Raw genomic sequence first — 15,510 nt, 5'->3', positions numbered from 1 at the left:
ATATCTAACACCGCATTTAATTTCTTTTAGCAATATTCAGTCACCCCTTCGGTCGTAGAACGTGAGTTCGACGTCGGCGAGCGCCCGGCCGAACAGCCGCCGGAAACACCCGGCCCGACCAACCAGATGCGAGCGCCCGACGCGACGAACCACCAGCGAACGCTCGACAGGTGAACCACCGACGGGTCGAGAAAGGGGCCGCCCGGTCGCGTTCAATTTAGTCGTCTCAGCGGCCTCTATCGGCGAGGTCGTGCGAACGAGGATATGTCGCTGAGCGACCGCCGGAAGACGACCCGCGTCTTCCGAGGTCACACTCGCTTCGCTCGCGGTTGCACCGCTCGCATCGCGGCGCATCACGCCGTGCACCGCTCGCGTGACCGCGACCGGGCGGAGGCTTTCGAGAACACCGTTATACCCCCGACTTCTGCGGTGCAGAGTGAGCAGATCCGGACTACCGGAATCGACGGACTGGACTCCTCTCGTCCGGCCACCCCACGTTTTTCGTATCCCACGGCTCTGTCGAAGTCCTTCGGCTCTGACAGTAGGGAAGGTGAGCAAAGCGTGGGGCGAATCTATCATCCAAACCGCTCTAGTCGTTTTTCAGTGCAAGTAGTTGAAGTGCTTCCCGAATCTGGTAGTCTTTTTCGTCCAACTCTTCGGTCTCGAGTGCCTTGGTGAGTGCTTCGACCGCTCTTTCCTGTTCGGTCAAGTGCACGCCGTCGTCGCGTGGGGGGTCGCTGGTTGTCATCGTGCAATAGGTCTGGTGCGATGTAACTAGGTATCCTAAACGCGGTTATACGTTAAGTGGTGTTGCAAGCTCGGGATCGATACTGAGGATCGCCGAAAGGTGGGGCACTCCCCGATTGAGCTGGGCTGTTGACTCCGCCAGTTGTCGCTCGGAATCGTATTCGACGAGCCCGGCCGCCTCTAACTTCGGGAGATGGGCGTGATGCAGGGCGGTCTGTATCTCTGTTACGGTCTGACCAGCAGTACGTTTGACGATTGCTTTCGTGAGGTCGTTTATCGGGACCGACTGTTGCTGATCTACAAGTGCCGCAAGGACGATGCGACGATGTTTGTGTTCACATACGTCTAGAACCGTGTCGAACTCGGTGGGTGTCCCAACCATTACGTTTCTATAAGCAGCCTACGCAGTTCACCTCTGCTTTTGGGTACACAAACCACTTTTAAGTTGAGTTCACTCTGGTGGGCGTAGTTCCGTCAGCGTACTTCCGAGAATCGAACTAATCCCGCGCCGGAGTCGGGACGCGACCGCCTGCTGTGAAATGCCGAGTTTGTCGCCGAGGTCTGCCATCGTCACGTCGCGTGGCGTGTTGAAATAGCCCCGTTCGTACGCGAGCACCAGCGCCTCCTGTTGCGTGTCGGTGAGTGCGATCTCGGTCTCCGACTCGATGGGCGTGAGCGCGTGCAGTTTGGTGAGCGTAATGGGGATGTCTAACTCCCGACAGCGTTCTCGAAACGCCGCGATGTCACGTCGGTCGTCGCCCCGAATATCGAACGTCCACTGCTCGTTCGTGCCGACAGCTTTGACCAGTGGAATCTTCGTCTCCATCAGCGTGCTCAGAACACCGTCGTACCTCAGCGTCCACTCGACACGCAGTAGATACTCGTCTGCAACGGAATCGACGAGTCGGATATTCTCCACGCCCGGATGGTCGAGAAACGCACCCTCGATGTCGTCAACTTCGACCCCCCGGACCCAAAAATAGGGAATCACGACGTCTTGGGCCGGGATAATTCGCTCCAGCTCGACTGTCACTTCCGGCAATCGTTCGAACACGGTTCCCAAGGGGAACTGGTCGGACGGAACCGTAAACGTCGCTTCGGTGGCCATTGTCCGGTCTGTCTCGCTCCGTCGGTAAAGGACTGGTGACCGTACAGACGAGCCAAGAACGAAATCCCGTATATGGGGGCGTGACTATCACCTGAAACGTAACTACACGCTCTACATCAACATCGCTCACAACCGGTTCGATCCTATCAGAGAGTTTCAGCGAGGCGTATCTCCCGAAATCACGTCTCCACGAGTCCGACCCGGACGTGCCCCGACTGCGACGTTGCCCTCGAAGGCGTCCAGTACGACGCGACCCACCGCAGGAACGAGATTCGGCTCAACGAACCCGACGGTGGCCGTTTCCCGAGCAAACTCGGAAACAGCAATTACGCCTGCGCTCACGTCTGCTCGGAGTGCGGACTATTTCGGTTCTACGCGGAGTAGCGAAATCGACGCTCTGGCCCTGTTCGTCGGCAATTCCATCGGTCGCGCCTCCCGTCCTTTAATGTCGTCTCGTTGAATATAATTCGACACGTTTTTCCTGAGACCGTACAAAACCGTCGATATGGGCGGAGACCCGCGCTGTCCGGACTGCGACGTTGCACTGGAGGAGGCCGACCTCTACACCGGACAGGGAGAGTTCCGGGTCCGGACCGAGGACGAGAGCGACGACGTGTTGGCCGCAGTCGGGGTGACGAAGACGCTGGACGTGGTTCCGCGGAGGTGTCCGGAGTGCGGGTTGGTGCGATTCTACGCGACGAAGTGAGTCGTCACTCACGGTTCTTTCTGGTGTCTTTGCACGCTCTGAGGCGGTGGGTTCGAGTTCTCAGGAGTTCTGCCGAAACCGCGTAGTTCGGCACGGAAGCCCCGGCGTAGTCGTTTCAGCAGAACCCTCGTGGGGTCGAAGCGCGGGTACGTCGGCGCTCTCCCACTGCCATTCGGACGACGAACGCTCGAAAACTGAGTCGGCAGAACGCCGGGTCTATCACGCGACGACGGCGTGGTAGTTCCCGACGATTCCGGAACTACTAACTCTCAGTCTGGGAAAGTTGCGTGTGAGCCACTAATGAGATTACACGAGTATCAGGCGAAGAGCGTCTTCGCCGACGCAGGGATTCCGACGCCGGACGCGGAACTGGCGTCGTCGGTAGACGAGGTAGTCGAGGCCGCAGAGGACATCGGCTACCCGGTCGCCGTCAAGGCACAGGTACACGTCGGGGGTCGCGGGAAGGCCGGCGGCATCAAACTCGCCGAGAACCGCGAGGAGGCCAAGGAAGCGGCCGAGTCCATCATCGGCATGGACCTCAAGGGCTACCACGTCGGGCGCGTGCTGGTCGAGGAGGCCGTGAACTTCAAGAACGAACTCTACGTGGGCGTGACGATGGACCGCGGTGAGGGCAAGCCCGTGGCGATGGTCTCGACCAAGGGCGGCGTCGACATCGAGTCGGTCGCCGAGGAGGACCCCGACGCCATCGCTCGTGAGCACGTCGACCCGGCGTTCGGGATGCACCCGTATCAGGCCCGGAAGGCCGTCTACGAGGCGGGCGTTCCCCGCGAACTCGCCAACGACGTCGCCTCGGTCCTGACGACGCTCTATCAGCTCTGGGACGACCGCGACGCCAGCGAGGTCGAAATCAACCCCCTGATGGTCACCGAGGACGACGAAATCGTCGCGGCCGACGCCGTGATGAACATCGACGACGACGCGCTCTTCCGCCAGCAGGAACTCGCCGAGATGGAAGAGGAAGCCTACGAGGACGACCTCGAACGCAAGGCCGGAGAGTACGGCTTCGACTACGTCCGCCTCGACGGCAACGTCGGCATCATCGGCAACGGTGCAGGTCTCGTGATGACGACGCTGGACCTCGTGGACTACTACGGCGGCGACCCCGCCAACTTCCTCGACATCGGTGGCGGCGCGAAGGCCGAGCGCGTGACCAACGCCCTGGACATGGTGTTCTCCGACGAGAACGTCGACGCTGTCGTCTTCAACATCTTCGGCGGCATCACGCGCGGCGACGAGGTGGCGAAGGGCATCAACGACGCCCTCGGACAGTTCGACGAGATTCCCAAGCCCGTGGTCGTCCGCCTCGCGGGTACCAACGCCGAGGAGGGCCGCGAGATTCTGAACGACGAACTCGTCACGGTCGAGGAGACCCTCGAAGACGCGGTTCAACGCACGGTCGAATTCTCCCAGGAGGAAGCACAATGAGCGTTCTAGTCGATTCCGACACCCGAGTCGTCGTACAGGGCATCACCGGCGGGGAAGGCAAGTTCCACGCCGAGCAGATGATGGACTACGGCACCAACGTCGTGGCCGGCGCAGTGCCGGGCAAGGGCGGACAGGAAGTCGCTGGCGTCCCCGTCTACGACACCGTAGCGCAGGCCGCCCGCGAGGAAGACGCCGACGCCTCGGTCGTCTTCGTCCCGCCCGCTTTCGCAGGCGACGCCATCTTCGAGGCGCTCGACACGTCGCTGGACCTCGTGGTCGCCATCACCGAGGGCATCCCCACGCAGGACATGGCGAAGGTGAACAAGCGCCTCTCGGAGGTCGACACCCGCCTCATCGGCCCGAACTGTCCGGGCATCATCACTCCCGGCGAGTCCAAACTCGGCATCCTGCCGGGCAACATCTTCGAGTCGGGCGACGTGGGTCTGGTCTCGCGGTCGGGCACTCTGACCTACCAGGTCGTGGACAACCTCACCTCCCGGGGCATCGGCCAGACCACCGCCATCGGTATCGGCGGCGACCCCATCATCGGCACGGACTTCATCGACGCCCTCGAACTGTTCGAGGCCGACCCCGACACGAAGGCGGTCGTGATGTGCGGCGAAATCGGCGGCGAAGACGAGGAGGAAGCCGCCCGGTACATCGCCGAGAACATGGACACGCCGGTCGCCGGCTTCATCGCTGGCCGGACCGCACCGCCGGGCAAGCGCATGGGTCACGCGGGCGCAATCGTCTCCGGTAGCGGGACGGGTACCGCCGAGAGCAAAATCAACGCGCTGAACGACGCTGGCGTCCCGGTCGGCGACACCCCGAACGAAGTCGCCGACCACATCGAGGACTTCCTGTAAGGCGGTCTTCCGTTTTCCCCTCTTCGCTTCTCGCTCTCTTTCGTTCTTCTCTTTCAGAGCGAATCGGCCGCGGGCATAGCACTTACCCGTAACACAGCCCAATCAGAGGTATGGACGCACCAGCCCCGCTTCAGACCGCCGCGGACGAGCAAGAGGACATTACCATCAGTCGCCGCGAGTACGAGGACGAGAACGTCATCGTCATCGACTTCGGCCGCGGCGTCGAAGCGCACCTCGACGTCATCGACGGAACGGCCATCGTCGTCGCTGGCGACCGGCAGTTCGAGTTCGAGATTCCGGACGAAGCGACCGACGTGACCACCAACGACGGGATGCTCATCATCAAGGAGTAGCGCAGAGTCGTCCACCAGTCGGCAGGGATCGTCACCGGCAGACCGAGAACTGCCACCGACCGAAAACTGCCACCGACCGACGATTCCACGGGTCTATTCTGGCGATTTTCGTGCCTCGTCGGTCACCGACTCGCCCGAGGCCTCCGAAACGCCGGTCGGAACCGCCTCTGACTCCGACTGCTTCGTCTCCGCGTCCGTCTTCTTCGTCCACTTCTCTTCGACCGAACTGTTCCCGAGGACCACCGTATCGCCGCCTTCCACCTCCAGGCGGGTCTTCCGGAGGTCGATTTCGCGCACGACGCCCGTCACGTCGCTGGCTTCCACCGTGTCGCCCGGGTTGAAGTCCGGGTCGCGCAGGAGGTACACGCCCGAGACCGTATCCGCGATCATGTCCGAGAGCGCGTAGCTGATACCCAGGGCGATGAACCCCGTGGCAGTCCCCAGACTCGCCGCGATGTCGCCCATGCCCAGAATCTTCAGGAGCGTCAGCGCGGCACCGAACCACAGGAAGACGCCCACGACGGCGGTAAAGAGGTCGGCCACGAGTTCGTCGGCGTAGATGCGTCCGAGCGCCGACCGGACGAGGGTCATCGAGATTTTGATGGTCGCATAAGCTACGACGACGAACAGGAGTGCCGTGATGAGCGTCGGAATCGCGTCTACGAAACCGGCCCGGAGTTCTGCGAGTGCCTCGGTGACGATTCCCGCGAGGGGTTCGTCCTGTATGACTTTCACGTGTACGTAATACCTGGTCGGGAGACAAGAACTCTCGGGCAGTTCTGCCGGAACGGGAAAGGCCCAATACCTCTCATCCTCACGTTCCGCTGTGAACGTCACCATCGTCGATTACGGCGTTGGCAACCTCCGGAGCCTCCGGCGGGGGCTCGAGCGGGCCGACGCCGACGTGGAAGTCACCGACGACCCCGAGGCAATCGCCGACGCCGAGGCCGTCGTCCTCCCCGGCGTGGGCGCGTTCGAGGAGTGCATGCGCAACTCCGCCCCGTTCCACGACGTGCTCCGGGAGATCGCCGACGACACCCCGATTCTCGGCATCTGCGTCGGTCTCCAACTCCTCTTTACCGAGAGCGAGGAGGGAGCGCCGGACGGCGAGACTGTAGACGGCTTGGACCTGATTCCCGGCCGCGTCGAGCGACTGCCCCGGAACGAGGTCAAGGTTCCCCACATGGGGTGGAACGAACTCCGAGTCGAGCGCGACCACCCGTTGACCGAAGGTATCGAAGACGGAGACTACGCCTACTTCGTCCACTCGTACTGCGCCGAGGCCGACGACCACGCGGTCGCCTCGTGTGACTACGGATTCGAGTTCGCGGCCGTCGCCGCCAACGAGGCGGGCAACGTGATGGGGACCCAGTTCCACCCCGAAAAGAGCGGCGAGACCGGACTCGAAATCCTCCAGAACTTCGTCGAGTACGCGAAAACGTATCGGGCGCGAGCGACCGGAACGACGGCAGACTGAGGCGAAGTATCCCAAATCTACCGGCGCAAAACTACCGGTTCAGTTCCCCGAGACACTCCTGACAGTACTTCGCGCCGGTCATGTTCGACTCGCCGCAGGTCGAACAGACGAACGAGTCGGCCACGGGCGCGGGGTCGTCCGCCGCGTTCGACCCGCGTCCGTCGGCCCGAATCGGTCCCTTGTCGAGGGCTTCGGCGGCCGCGCTGGACACGTCTCGTGGCGCGTCGTCGCGTTCGGCGAACGCCATCAGGAGCGCGTCGTCGCGCGTCCTCTCCAGTCCCCGCATCAGTCCGAGAAAGAGGACCGTCGGTGCGGAAATCACGAAGCAGGCGACCAGTAGTCGGAGGGCGAGGTTCATATCCGACTGGCGTAAGTACGAGTTATTAATTCTATCGATTATTTGAACTCCCGTTGGTCGAAGGTCGCGTGTGTCGCTCCACCGCGGATCGGTTTCGTACGATTACCCCGTTCGCTGTCTTGCCCTGCTCTGCTTTGCCACGCTGGGCCGAGTGGTTCATACGGCACGACGTTGTCCCGTCTGTAACAGTGATGGCGAGCAAGTTCGTCGGCAGTCCGAACGACTCGCAGGGAGGGGTCCGCCTCGCATGACGGCCGAGACGCCAGTCGCCGACGCCGTAGTCGTACCGGTAATCGACGCCGCGAGTAGCGCCGCCTGCCTCCGGTCGTTCGGTCGGCGCGCCATCCCGACGATTGCGGTCTCAGAGCAGGAGGCGGTACCGGGCCTCCGGTCGAACTACTGCGAGGACTCGGTCACGACTCCCGACCCCAACGAGGACCTGGCGGCCTACGCCGAGACGCTGCTCTCGCTGGCCTCACTCCCGAACGTTCGGACCGTCGTCCCGGTCCGGGAGGAGGACGTGTACGTGCTGGCGAAACATCGGGAGGCGTTCGGCGAGTACGTGAGTACGCCGTGGCCCGACCTCGATAGGCTTCGGTCGGTCCAGGACCGGGTGCGACTCTTCGAGGCCGCGACGGACGCCGAGGTGGCCACGCCCGAGACTGCAACGCTCGACGAGTGGGACGACTGGGACCGCGAGGTCATCGTCAAGCCGCGGTACACGGTTCGGGCGACGGAGTACCTCGACGGTGCGGACGGCGAGAGCCACGCCCAGCACAGTTCGACGCGGTTCGTCGCGCCGGGCACCGAACCCGACCGGGACGCGGTGGTCGCCGAGATGAACCACGTCCCCCTCGTGCAGGAGTACGTCCCCGACTCCGACGAGTACGCCTTCTTCGCGCTCTACGACCACGGCGAGCCAGTAGCGACGTTTCAACACCGCCAGCGGCGGGGATACAAGTACTCGGGCGGCCCGAGCGCGTTCCGGGAATCGGTCGATATTCCGGCGTTGGACGCCGCGGGGCGGCGACTGCTCGACGAACTCGACTGGCACGGACTGGCGATGGTCGAGTTCCTCCGGAACCCTCGGACCGGCGACTTCGAACTCATGGAGGTCAACCCGCGCTTCTGGACCTCGCTCCCGTTCACGGTGTGTGCGGGCGTCGATTTCCCGTACTACTACTGGTCGCTGGCCGGAGGGACGCCGCCCGAGCGCGACCCCGACTACGACGTGGGGATTGCGGGCCACCTCCTTCGGGGGGAACTGCTCCACCTCCACAGCATCCTGTTCGAGGACTACCCGCTCGTGGAGCGGCCGTCGTTCACGGAGTCGGTGGGCGACGTGGCGGGGTCGATACTCCGACATCCTCGGTTCGACTACCTGCGCGCCGACGACCCGATGCCCGCGATTCAGGACCTGAAGAACGTCGGGGCGAAGTTTTTCGGTCGGTAGGTCGCGGTACGGTGGGTCGTAGTTTTCAGTGGCTCGAACGGTCGCTACGGTGCGTCTTCGAGTCACTCCGACACGGCCAAGCGAGGTCGGAACCTCGGGAGCAGAACGAACTACCAGATTTAGCTAGATAATAGTTAACACAGTCCACACATATTGAGAGAAGGGGAACAGGAATGACGGAGGACGTATCACGTCGCCGAGTGCTCGAAGCCAGTAGTGCGATACTCGGCGGGATTTCCGTACTCGATTCGCGCCGGTCCGACGCCAATCGTTCCAATTCGGAAACTACAGGGTGGATAACAAAAGGAAGCGAAGCGGAGATAGCCGGAAACGAAGGTATCGTCGAGACCTTCCGATACTACGGTTCGAGCCTGTGTAACGACGGTGATTCGTTCACGTGTCGGACGTGCGAAGGCGACACGTTCTATCTCCTCGTTCCCGCTGGCTCCTCCAATCCGACCGTCGGTGACGCCTATCGCTTCAGTGCGACCGGCGCGAACAACTTTTGCGGAAATTTCGAGGTCCAACTCCACGACGGTGGGTCGTGCGAGGAATCCACGCCTACGACGACCACCGAAACGACGACTGAAACGGAGACAGAGACCGAAACGACGACGACCGAAACCACAACTACCGAGAGCGAGACACCGACCGAGACCGAGACGGAGACCACCACCGAAACAGAGACCACGACCGAGACCACCACAGAAACGGAGACCGAGACTACGACCGACGAGGACACCACCTCGGAGTGACTGGCCACGCAGTGTCACTATCCTAGAACCGTTATCTCACGTCACGCCGTCAGAAGTGGGTCGGAGCGAACGATTTTCCCGTTCACAGTGTTGCGAGTAGATGGAACTGCTCGCAGTGTGATTCGCGGGAAAACATGGGTCGGGGCGGATTCGAACCGCCGACCTGCTCCGTGTGAAGGAGCTGTCATAACCGGACTAGACTACCGACCCGTGCACTCCATGCTTTCCTCTTCCGCGACTTAAGGCTTACTTTACGGTCGGAAAACCGACTGCCGTCCGGGGCTTCACGCGAGTCCTCTCAGACTCGCCTGCGTGCCTTGCGCACGGCTCGTCGGGCTCGCTCGGCGGCCTCGTCTTCGGTCTTTTTCAGTTCTTCGCGCCATCGCTCGGCGCGGTTCGTCTCCTCTCGTTCGCGGCCAGTGGCCTTCCGGAGGCGGCGCTCTACCGGGTCGAGTTCCTCGCGCACGCCGCGAGCGAGGTGCTTGCCCGCACGCCGGACGTAGTACCACGCGTCTTCGAAGTGTTTGTTCATGTCACGCACACCATTCTGTTCCTATGACGAGGACAGATATAGCTTTTACCCTCGTCGGAACCGCGGCGAGGTCTCGTGCTGGCGTCTGCCGGGCGTCGTCGATGAAGAGCGGAGTGTCGTGTAGATAACTCTACAATACCTAAACACATACTTAGTTATTTTTAAGAATTTTATTTGTTTCCCACTGATATCGCTCGATGTGGTATCCGGGGGAGGAATCAGCCCTCCGTCGGTTCGAGCGGCAGGTACAGCACCGCGACCGCCACCGCGCCGCCGTACCTCCCCGGCCGGGCCTGGACTCCCTACGCTCGCGCAGGCCCGGCCGCGTCCCGTGGTCCGTGAAGATTCTCGAAACCGCCGCCGACGCCACAGAGCGACGACCGACCGGCGTAAGCGACGTGCCAGCGACCGATGCAACGCTCGCGTCTCGACGCCGGGCGACCGGCGACCCGTGTCACAAACGGTTTATCGGCAGGCGGCCACAGTGGGCGTATGTTCACGCGGCTTTCGATACCGACGCCGTTCCAGATCGGCCCCGTCAACGCCTACCTCGTCGGGCGGACGCTGGTCGATCCCGGACCGGGAAGCGAAGAGGCGTGGGCGGCCCTGCTCGACAGCCTCGAAGCCCGCGAGTTGGGACCGACCGACATCGAACAGGTGCTGGTGACCCATCCCCATCCCGACCACTTCGGACTGGCGAGTCGCCTCCGAGAGGCGGGCGCACGAGTCGTCGCCAGTCCCACGACCGCCGAGATCATCGCCGACTTCGAGGCGCGACTCGACTACGAGCAGTCGTACTTCGTGCCGTTCTTCGAGCGCCACGGGATGGCCGGCTCGACCGCCGAGACCGTCACCGAGCTCCCCGAGTCGTTCCTCGGGGTCGCGCCCGGCGTCGAGACCGACCGACGACTCGAAGACGGCGAGACCATCGAGGTCGCCGGAACCGGCGTCACGGCCGAGGCCGTCCAGGGCCACGCCCCCGGCGAGACCGTCTTCACCTACGAGACCGACGACGGCGAGAAGTGCGCCTTGGTCGGCGACCACGTGCTGAACGGAATCACGCCGAATCCCCTCCTGCAACCCCCGATCGACGAGGACGGCGAGCGCCCGCGAGTCCTCCCGGCGTTCAATCGCTCGCTGACCGACCTCCGCGAGCGCGACTTCGACCGGTTTCTACCGGGCCACCGCGAGGAAATCGAGACCCCGAGCCAGCGCATCGGCGAGATTCTGGCGTCCCACGAGGACCGCACCGAGAACGTCAGAGAAATCGTCGCGGGCGGCCCGACCACCGCGGTCGAGGTGATGGACGAACTGTTCTCCGACCTGCCCGCGACGGAGTACTTCTCGGGGATGAGCGAGGCGGTCGGTCACCTCGACGTGCTGGACGAGCGCGGCGAGGTAGACGCCCGCGAGCAGGGCGGCGTCGTGGTCTGGGAGGTGGCAGAGTGAACGACCTCCAGTCGGTCGCGCTCGGCGACGATTCCGCCGACCTCGTGATAACGGGCGGTCGGGTCTGCCTGCCGGAGATCGGCGAGTTCCAGTCGCGCGACGTGGTGGTGGTGGACGACCGAGTCGCCGCGCTCCCCGAGGACGCCAGCCCCGTCGTCGGCGACGACACGCAGGTCATCACCGCCGGTAATCGGGTCGTCGCGCCGGGGTTCGTGGACGCCCACACTCACCTCGACCTCCACCAGACGTTCGAGAACGCCTACCACTACGCTATCGAAGGGGGAACCACCACGGTCGTCTCGGAGGTCACGGGCTACGGCCCGGCCTTCGGTGCGGAGGGTGTCGAACAGTTCCTCGCGGCGACCTCCTACCTGCCGGTCCGCGTGCGGGCCGTCGTCCCGCCTCAACCCCTGCTCGACACCTTCGAACCCCGCCGAGCGAACGACGAGGAGGCCCGAGCCCTCGCCGACCTGCTCGGCGACGACCGCGTGGTCGGCGTGGGCGAGACCGACTGGATTCACGCGGTCGGTCGCGACACGCCCGCGGAACTGCTGTACGAACGCGCCCGCGAAGAAGGCAAGACGGTCTCGGGCCACGCCGCGGGATGCTCGGGCGAAAAGCTCGCGGCCTTCGCCACCGTCATCGACGACGACCACGAGGCCATCTCGGGCGAGGATATCGTCGAGCGCGTCGAGAACGGCGTCCACGCCATCGGGCGCTACGGGTCGATTCGGGACGACGTCGAGGCGATCGGCGCGGCCTACCCCGAGGTGCCGACTGCGGAACTCTCGCTCTCGACCGACGGGATGTGGCCCCGCGAACTCATCGACGAGGGCGACATGGACGCGGTTGTCCGGCGCGCCATCGAGGAGGGCGTCGAACCCGCCGACGCGATTCGGATGGCGACGCTCAACCCCGCCCGCCACTTCGGTCTCGACGACGAGGGCGTCGGGTCGCTCTCGCCCGGGAGCGTCGCCGACGTCGTGCTCATCGACGACCTCGACGAGGTGAACGTCACGACGGTCGTCAGCGGCGGCGAAGTCGTCTACAACAAGGGCGAGTCGAAGGTCGCCCCGCGGACTCACGAGTACCCCGACCACTTCTACGACTCGGTGGACGTCTCGACCGACCCCGCCGAGTTCCGGGTGCCCGCCGACGTCACCGAGGACGGGGCGGTCAGAGCGGTCGAACACCAGCAGGGCCTGATTTCGGGCGAGACGACCGTCTCTCCGCCGGTCGAGGGCGGCGAACTCGTCGCCGACCCGGAAGCAGGAATCCTCAAAGCGACCCTGCTCGACAGACATCCGAAAGGGGACGGGACGGGGTTCACTGGCTTCGTGACGGGCCTCGGACTCGACTCTGGCGCGGTCGCTACCAGCATCGTTTGGGAGACCACGGGCGTCCTCGCGGTCGGCGCGAACGACGCGGACGTGCGGACCGCGGTCTCTCACGTCAACGAGATGGGCGGCGGTTGGGCCGTGGTCGAGGACGGCGAGGTCGTCGCGGAACTCCCGACCCGGGTCGCCGGAGTCTGCTCGGACCTCGAAGTCGAGGAGACCGCGAAACTCTACGACGCGGTGGAGGCGGCCCTCCGGCGACTCGGTGCCGACGGCGACCGACCGATGCTCGCGGTCCAGACGCTGACCTTCCCCGGCGTGCCGAGACTCAAGTTCTCGTTCTCGGGCTACGCCAACGTCCTGGACCGGGAAGTCGTCGGATTGACGCCCTGACCGCTCGCAGGTCGGCCCACCGGGTCACTCCTCCAGCATCTCCTCTTCGGCGCCGGGGTCGCCTTCCCCGGATCGCTGACCCGGTCGTTCGCCTTCGCTCTGGCGAGAAGTCCGGTCCCGGTTCTCGCTTTCGGACTGCTCGTCTTCGGGATGTTCCCGAATCGTCCGAATCTGCTCGTACGGGAAGAAGTTCCGGCCCATCTTGCGGTCCAGCCAGACTCCGGTGTCGTAGAACTCCAGACTGTGGCCGCTGACGGGTGACGTGACCTCTCGCTTGCCACCTTGTTCGCCGTGTCGCTGAACGAGGTACACGGAGTAGGTACTCTCGGGCATGGCGTACGGAGTTCGACGCACCGGGCGAAAAGTGTGTGGGTCGCCCTCACTGACCGACCAGTTTATGCTCGTGCTCGTCGTCTCTGGTCCGTCATGCCACCGACTGTGCTCGTGACCGGCGCGACCGGAAATCAAGGGGGAGCAGTCACCGACCACCTGCTGTCGGGCGACCACGGCGAGTTCGAGGTCCACGCGCTGACTCGCCATCCGAACGGCACCGAGGCACGCAAACTCGCCGAGCGCGGGGCCGAAGTCGTGGAGGGAGACCTCGCCGAGAAGAACGTCCTGAGACCCATCGTGGAGGAAGCAGACGCGGTGTACGGGGTGACGAACTTCTGGGAGGCTGGCTACGAGGGAGAGGTCGAGCAGGGGACCAACCTCGCCGAAGTCGCCGCAGAGGAGGACGTCGACCACTTCGTCTTCAGTTCGGTCGGCGGCGCGGACCGTGACACGGGCATCTCGCACTTCGAGTCGAAGTGGGAGATCGAGGAGCGTGTCCGCGAACTCGACCTGCCCGCGACGGTCGTCCGACCAGTCTTCTTCATGCAGAATTTCGAGGGAATGCGCGAGGACATCGAAGAGGGGACGCTGGCGACCGGACTCGCCGAGGGCGTCTCGCTCCAGATGGTGGACGTGGACAATATCGGCGGGGTCGTCGCCGAAGCGTTCGCCGACCCCGACCGATACGTCGGCGAGGCCTTCGAACTGGCGAGCGACGAACACACCCTCGAAAGCGCAGCCGAAACCTTCTCTTCGGTGATGGGCCGAGACGTCGACCCCGTCCACGTTCCGGTAGAGGACATCCGCGAGCAGATGGGCGAGGAGTACGCCGACATGTTCGAGTGGTTCGACGAGGAGGGGTACGACGCCGACCTCGACGCGCTTCGGGCGAACCACGACGTGGAGTTCACGGACCTCGAAACGTACCTCCGCGAGCACGGGTGGGGTCTTGCGGGAACAGACTGATGCACGGGTTAGCCTCTACGCTCGATCTCGCACTGCTGCTCGTCGTCGCCGGGGACTCCTCGCCGTTGTCGAGAGTCCTGGCTCGTCTTCCACAAAAAGAACACGGTGTTTCACGCCGAATAGATCTAGTCTCCAGATCAGTATTACTGCAGGAAACCGAGGTGAAGCACGTGTGGGTGATGCTTTCAGCCTTAAGAAACCAGTGCGCCAAAGGGGGTGTATCGAGGGTCGTGGACGGTGGTGTGTTTACGACACGGACACTTTTGCATCGATGGTCCCGGACACCGGTACACTCGCGAGGTATCGAGGTTCCATCCGATCTGCCACTCTATATTCTTACCGCGCTTGTAGCAGACGTGTACGAGGCTGAAGAGCGAGAACTCGTGAAGAAGTACTTCCCAAACGACGCTCCGATTGTAGAGTTGGGGGTGGAATAGGATTCGTCGCTGCGTACACGAACACCTACATCGATCCTCCGAAGCACGTAGTGGTAGAACCGAATCCCGATCTCCACCCTGTTTTAGAGAGCGTTTCGGAGAAGAACGATTGTGGCTTCGAGTTGGTTCCTGCTGCCTATTCGTCTGATAGTAACGATGTCCGGTTATCGCTCGGACGGACACCCGTTTCGTCACAGACCTCGGTAAGAGGGGGCGGAATCACTACGGAGGGTGTTTCGCTCCAGTGCCTGACAGATGGTTTGGACGAGTTCTGTTTGATTTGTGATGTCGAAGGATCGGAACGCGACCTTCTGGCAAACGAGATAGAGGTAATTCGTCGGAACTGTAGGGCGATCGTCGTCGAATTCCAACCCGAACAGCTCGACGACGAAACTGGCAAAACGAGAGCATCGCTCGAAAGATCGTTTGACACTGTAGAGGGAAGGGAGAAGGACGTATACGTGTTCAAAAAGGGCGATTCGCCCGAGGGATAGAGACCAGCTTGAACGGTTAGCAGGCTCGTAGACGGGTTTCCCCGTTGTAGCGGTCACTGTGGAGGAGGAGGCACGGGTCGAAGCCGATAGGAGTCAATTACAGTGATATCCATCCTAACGGAGAGGTATTTAATTACGCTCGGCTGGAGACGACGCCCGCGGTTACGGCGGACAGGCGATGGTCGTCACCTCCGGACCGGCGCGACCGGGACGATTCGACAGGGGTCGGAGTCTCGGAACTTCGGCGAGTGTACCGTGGTCCAGAGCGAGACAGTCGGAAGTGTGACCGTGACGACCGAA

General features: G+C 63.2%; 20 protein-coding genes and 1 tRNA gene. 12 read left to right on the top strand and 9 right to left on the bottom strand.

All coding sequences use genetic code 11. The features are described from left to right. Positions 1–36: 36 nt before the first annotated feature. The 4 genes from E2484_RS11235 to E2484_RS11225 all read right to left on the bottom strand — a co-directional run bounded on the left by E2484_RS11235 (position 37) and on the right by E2484_RS11225 (position 1,855). The gene (locus E2484_RS11235) at positions 37–312 is read right to left on the bottom strand and encodes a YdiU family protein (protein WP_137285271.1); all 276 of its coding nucleotides are present in this window, start codon (positions 310–312) and stop codon (positions 37–39) included. Between the two features lie 277 nt (positions 313–589). Further along, positions 590–748 (bottom strand): hypothetical protein, encoded by a 159-nt coding sequence (locus E2484_RS24925; RefSeq protein WP_170977301.1) that lies wholly within the window; start codon positions 746–748, stop codon positions 590–592. 45 nt (positions 749–793) lie between these two features. Beyond that, complete coding sequence (locus E2484_RS11230) at positions 794–1,129, bottom strand: DUF7344 domain-containing protein (protein WP_137285270.1); 336 nt, start codon at positions 1,127–1,129, stop codon at positions 794–796. A gap of 69 nt (positions 1,130–1,198) precedes the next feature. Continuing rightward, positions 1,199–1,855: a helix-turn-helix domain-containing protein gene (locus tag E2484_RS11225; protein WP_137285269.1), complete on the bottom strand. Its 657-nt coding sequence runs from the start codon at positions 1,853–1,855 to the stop codon at positions 1,199–1,201. Positions 1,856–2,360: 505 nt separating this feature from the next. Here E2484_RS11225 and E2484_RS11220 point away from each other — a divergent pair. The 4 genes from E2484_RS11220 (at position 2,361) to E2484_RS11205 (ending at position 5,226) form a co-directional block, all read left to right on the top strand. Further along, positions 2,361–2,561, top strand: a complete 201-nt coding sequence (locus E2484_RS11220) for a hypothetical protein (protein WP_137285268.1) — start codon at positions 2,361–2,363, stop codon at positions 2,559–2,561. Between the two features lie 300 nt (positions 2,562–2,861). Continuing rightward, on the top strand, positions 2,862–4,007 hold the full coding sequence (gene sucC / locus E2484_RS11215) for an ADP-forming succinate--CoA ligase subunit beta (protein ID WP_137285267.1): 1,146 nt from the start codon (positions 2,862–2,864) through the stop codon (positions 4,005–4,007). Next, complete coding sequence (gene sucD, locus E2484_RS11210) at positions 4,004–4,873, top strand: succinate--CoA ligase subunit alpha (protein ID WP_137285266.1); 870 nt, start codon at positions 4,004–4,006, stop codon at positions 4,871–4,873. Before sucC ends, sucD begins: the two co-directional genes overlap by 4 nt. Before the next feature lie 110 nt (positions 4,874–4,983). Next, positions 4,984–5,226 (top strand): DUF7127 family protein, encoded by a 243-nt coding sequence (locus E2484_RS11205; RefSeq protein WP_137285265.1) that lies wholly within the window; start codon positions 4,984–4,986, stop codon positions 5,224–5,226. Positions 5,227–5,319: 93 nt separating this feature from the next. On the opposite strand, the gene E2484_RS11200 is transcribed toward E2484_RS11205, so the two are convergent. Then, a complete protein-coding gene (locus E2484_RS11200; protein WP_321112398.1) occupies positions 5,320–5,961 on the bottom strand; it encodes a mechanosensitive ion channel family protein in 642 nt (213 codons plus the stop codon). Between the two features lie 91 nt (positions 5,962–6,052). Here E2484_RS11200 and hisH point away from each other — a divergent pair, with 91 nt between their 5' ends. Further along, positions 6,053–6,703: an imidazole glycerol phosphate synthase subunit HisH gene (gene hisH, locus E2484_RS11195; RefSeq protein ID WP_137285263.1), complete on the top strand. Its 651-nt coding sequence runs from the start codon at positions 6,053–6,055 to the stop codon at positions 6,701–6,703. A gap of 31 nt (positions 6,704–6,734) precedes the next feature. Here the strand turns inward: hisH and E2484_RS11190 are convergent, their stop codons facing one another. Further along, complete coding sequence (locus E2484_RS11190) at positions 6,735–7,061, bottom strand: zinc ribbon domain-containing protein (RefSeq protein ID WP_137285262.1); 327 nt, start codon at positions 7,059–7,061, stop codon at positions 6,735–6,737. A gap of 247 nt (positions 7,062–7,308) precedes the next feature. Here E2484_RS11190 and E2484_RS11185 point away from each other — a divergent pair, with 247 nt between their 5' ends. Both E2484_RS11185 and E2484_RS25520 read left to right on the top strand, forming a co-directional pair. After that, positions 7,309–8,514 (top strand): carboxylate--amine ligase, encoded by a 1,206-nt coding sequence (locus E2484_RS11185; protein ID WP_137285261.1) that lies wholly within the window; start codon positions 7,309–7,311, stop codon positions 8,512–8,514. A gap of 173 nt (positions 8,515–8,687) precedes the next feature. Continuing rightward, entirely contained in the window at positions 8,688–9,269 is a 582-nt protein-coding gene (locus E2484_RS25520) for a hypothetical protein (protein WP_321112395.1), read from the top strand. 135 nt (positions 9,270–9,404) lie between these two features. Here the strand turns inward: E2484_RS25520 and E2484_RS11175 are convergent. Together E2484_RS11175 and E2484_RS11170 are read right to left on the bottom strand one after the other, a co-directional pair. Then, positions 9,405–9,479: transfer RNA gene (locus E2484_RS11175), tRNA-Val, on the bottom strand. A gap of 88 nt (positions 9,480–9,567) precedes the next feature. Further along, on the bottom strand, positions 9,568–9,801 hold the full coding sequence (locus E2484_RS11170; protein ID WP_137285260.1) for a DUF7553 family protein: 234 nt from the start codon (positions 9,799–9,801) through the stop codon (positions 9,568–9,570). 492 nt (positions 9,802–10,293) lie between these two features. On the opposite strand from E2484_RS11170, the gene E2484_RS11165 reads away from it, so the two are divergent. Together E2484_RS11165 and E2484_RS11160 are read left to right on the top strand one after the other, a co-directional pair. Then, the gene (locus E2484_RS11165; RefSeq protein ID WP_137285259.1) at positions 10,294–11,250 is read left to right on the top strand and encodes an MBL fold metallo-hydrolase; all 957 of its coding nucleotides are present in this window, start codon (positions 10,294–10,296) and stop codon (positions 11,248–11,250) included. Continuing rightward, on the top strand, positions 11,247–12,980 hold the full coding sequence (locus E2484_RS11160) for an adenine deaminase C-terminal domain-containing protein (protein ID WP_137285258.1): 1,734 nt from the start codon (positions 11,247–11,249) through the stop codon (positions 12,978–12,980). Before E2484_RS11165 ends, E2484_RS11160 begins: the two co-directional genes overlap by 4 nt. A gap of 24 nt (positions 12,981–13,004) precedes the next feature. On the opposite strand, the gene E2484_RS11155 is transcribed toward E2484_RS11160, so the two are convergent. Beyond that, entirely contained in the window at positions 13,005–13,313 is a 309-nt protein-coding gene (locus E2484_RS11155) for a hypothetical protein (protein WP_321112392.1), read from the bottom strand. 93 nt (positions 13,314–13,406) lie between these two features. Between E2484_RS11155 and E2484_RS11150 the strand changes: the two genes are divergently transcribed. From E2484_RS11150 to E2484_RS11140, 3 genes are read left to right on the top strand one after another with little or no spacing between them, the layout of a single operon-like run. Beyond that, positions 13,407–14,279: an NmrA/HSCARG family protein gene (locus E2484_RS11150; RefSeq protein ID WP_137285257.1), complete on the top strand. Its 873-nt coding sequence runs from the start codon at positions 13,407–13,409 to the stop codon at positions 14,277–14,279. After that, positions 14,279–14,716: a hypothetical protein gene (locus tag E2484_RS11145; protein WP_137285256.1), complete on the top strand. Its 438-nt coding sequence runs from the start codon at positions 14,279–14,281 to the stop codon at positions 14,714–14,716. The genes E2484_RS11150 and E2484_RS11145 overlap by 1 nt, the downstream gene beginning before the upstream one ends. Then, positions 14,713–15,210: an FkbM family methyltransferase gene (locus E2484_RS11140; RefSeq protein ID WP_137285255.1), complete on the top strand. Its 498-nt coding sequence runs from the start codon at positions 14,713–14,715 to the stop codon at positions 15,208–15,210. The genes E2484_RS11145 and E2484_RS11140 overlap by 4 nt, the downstream gene beginning before the upstream one ends. Positions 15,211–15,510 lie beyond the last annotated feature (300 nt).

It is taken from the genome of Halorussus salinisoli (genome assembly GCA_005239435.1).
Lineage (GTDB): Archaea > Halobacteriota > Halobacteria > Halobacteriales > Haladaptataceae > Halorussus > Halorussus salinisoli.
The sequence above is the reverse complement of the archived record's forward strand: the minus strand, read 5'-3'. Positions and strand labels throughout refer to the sequence as shown.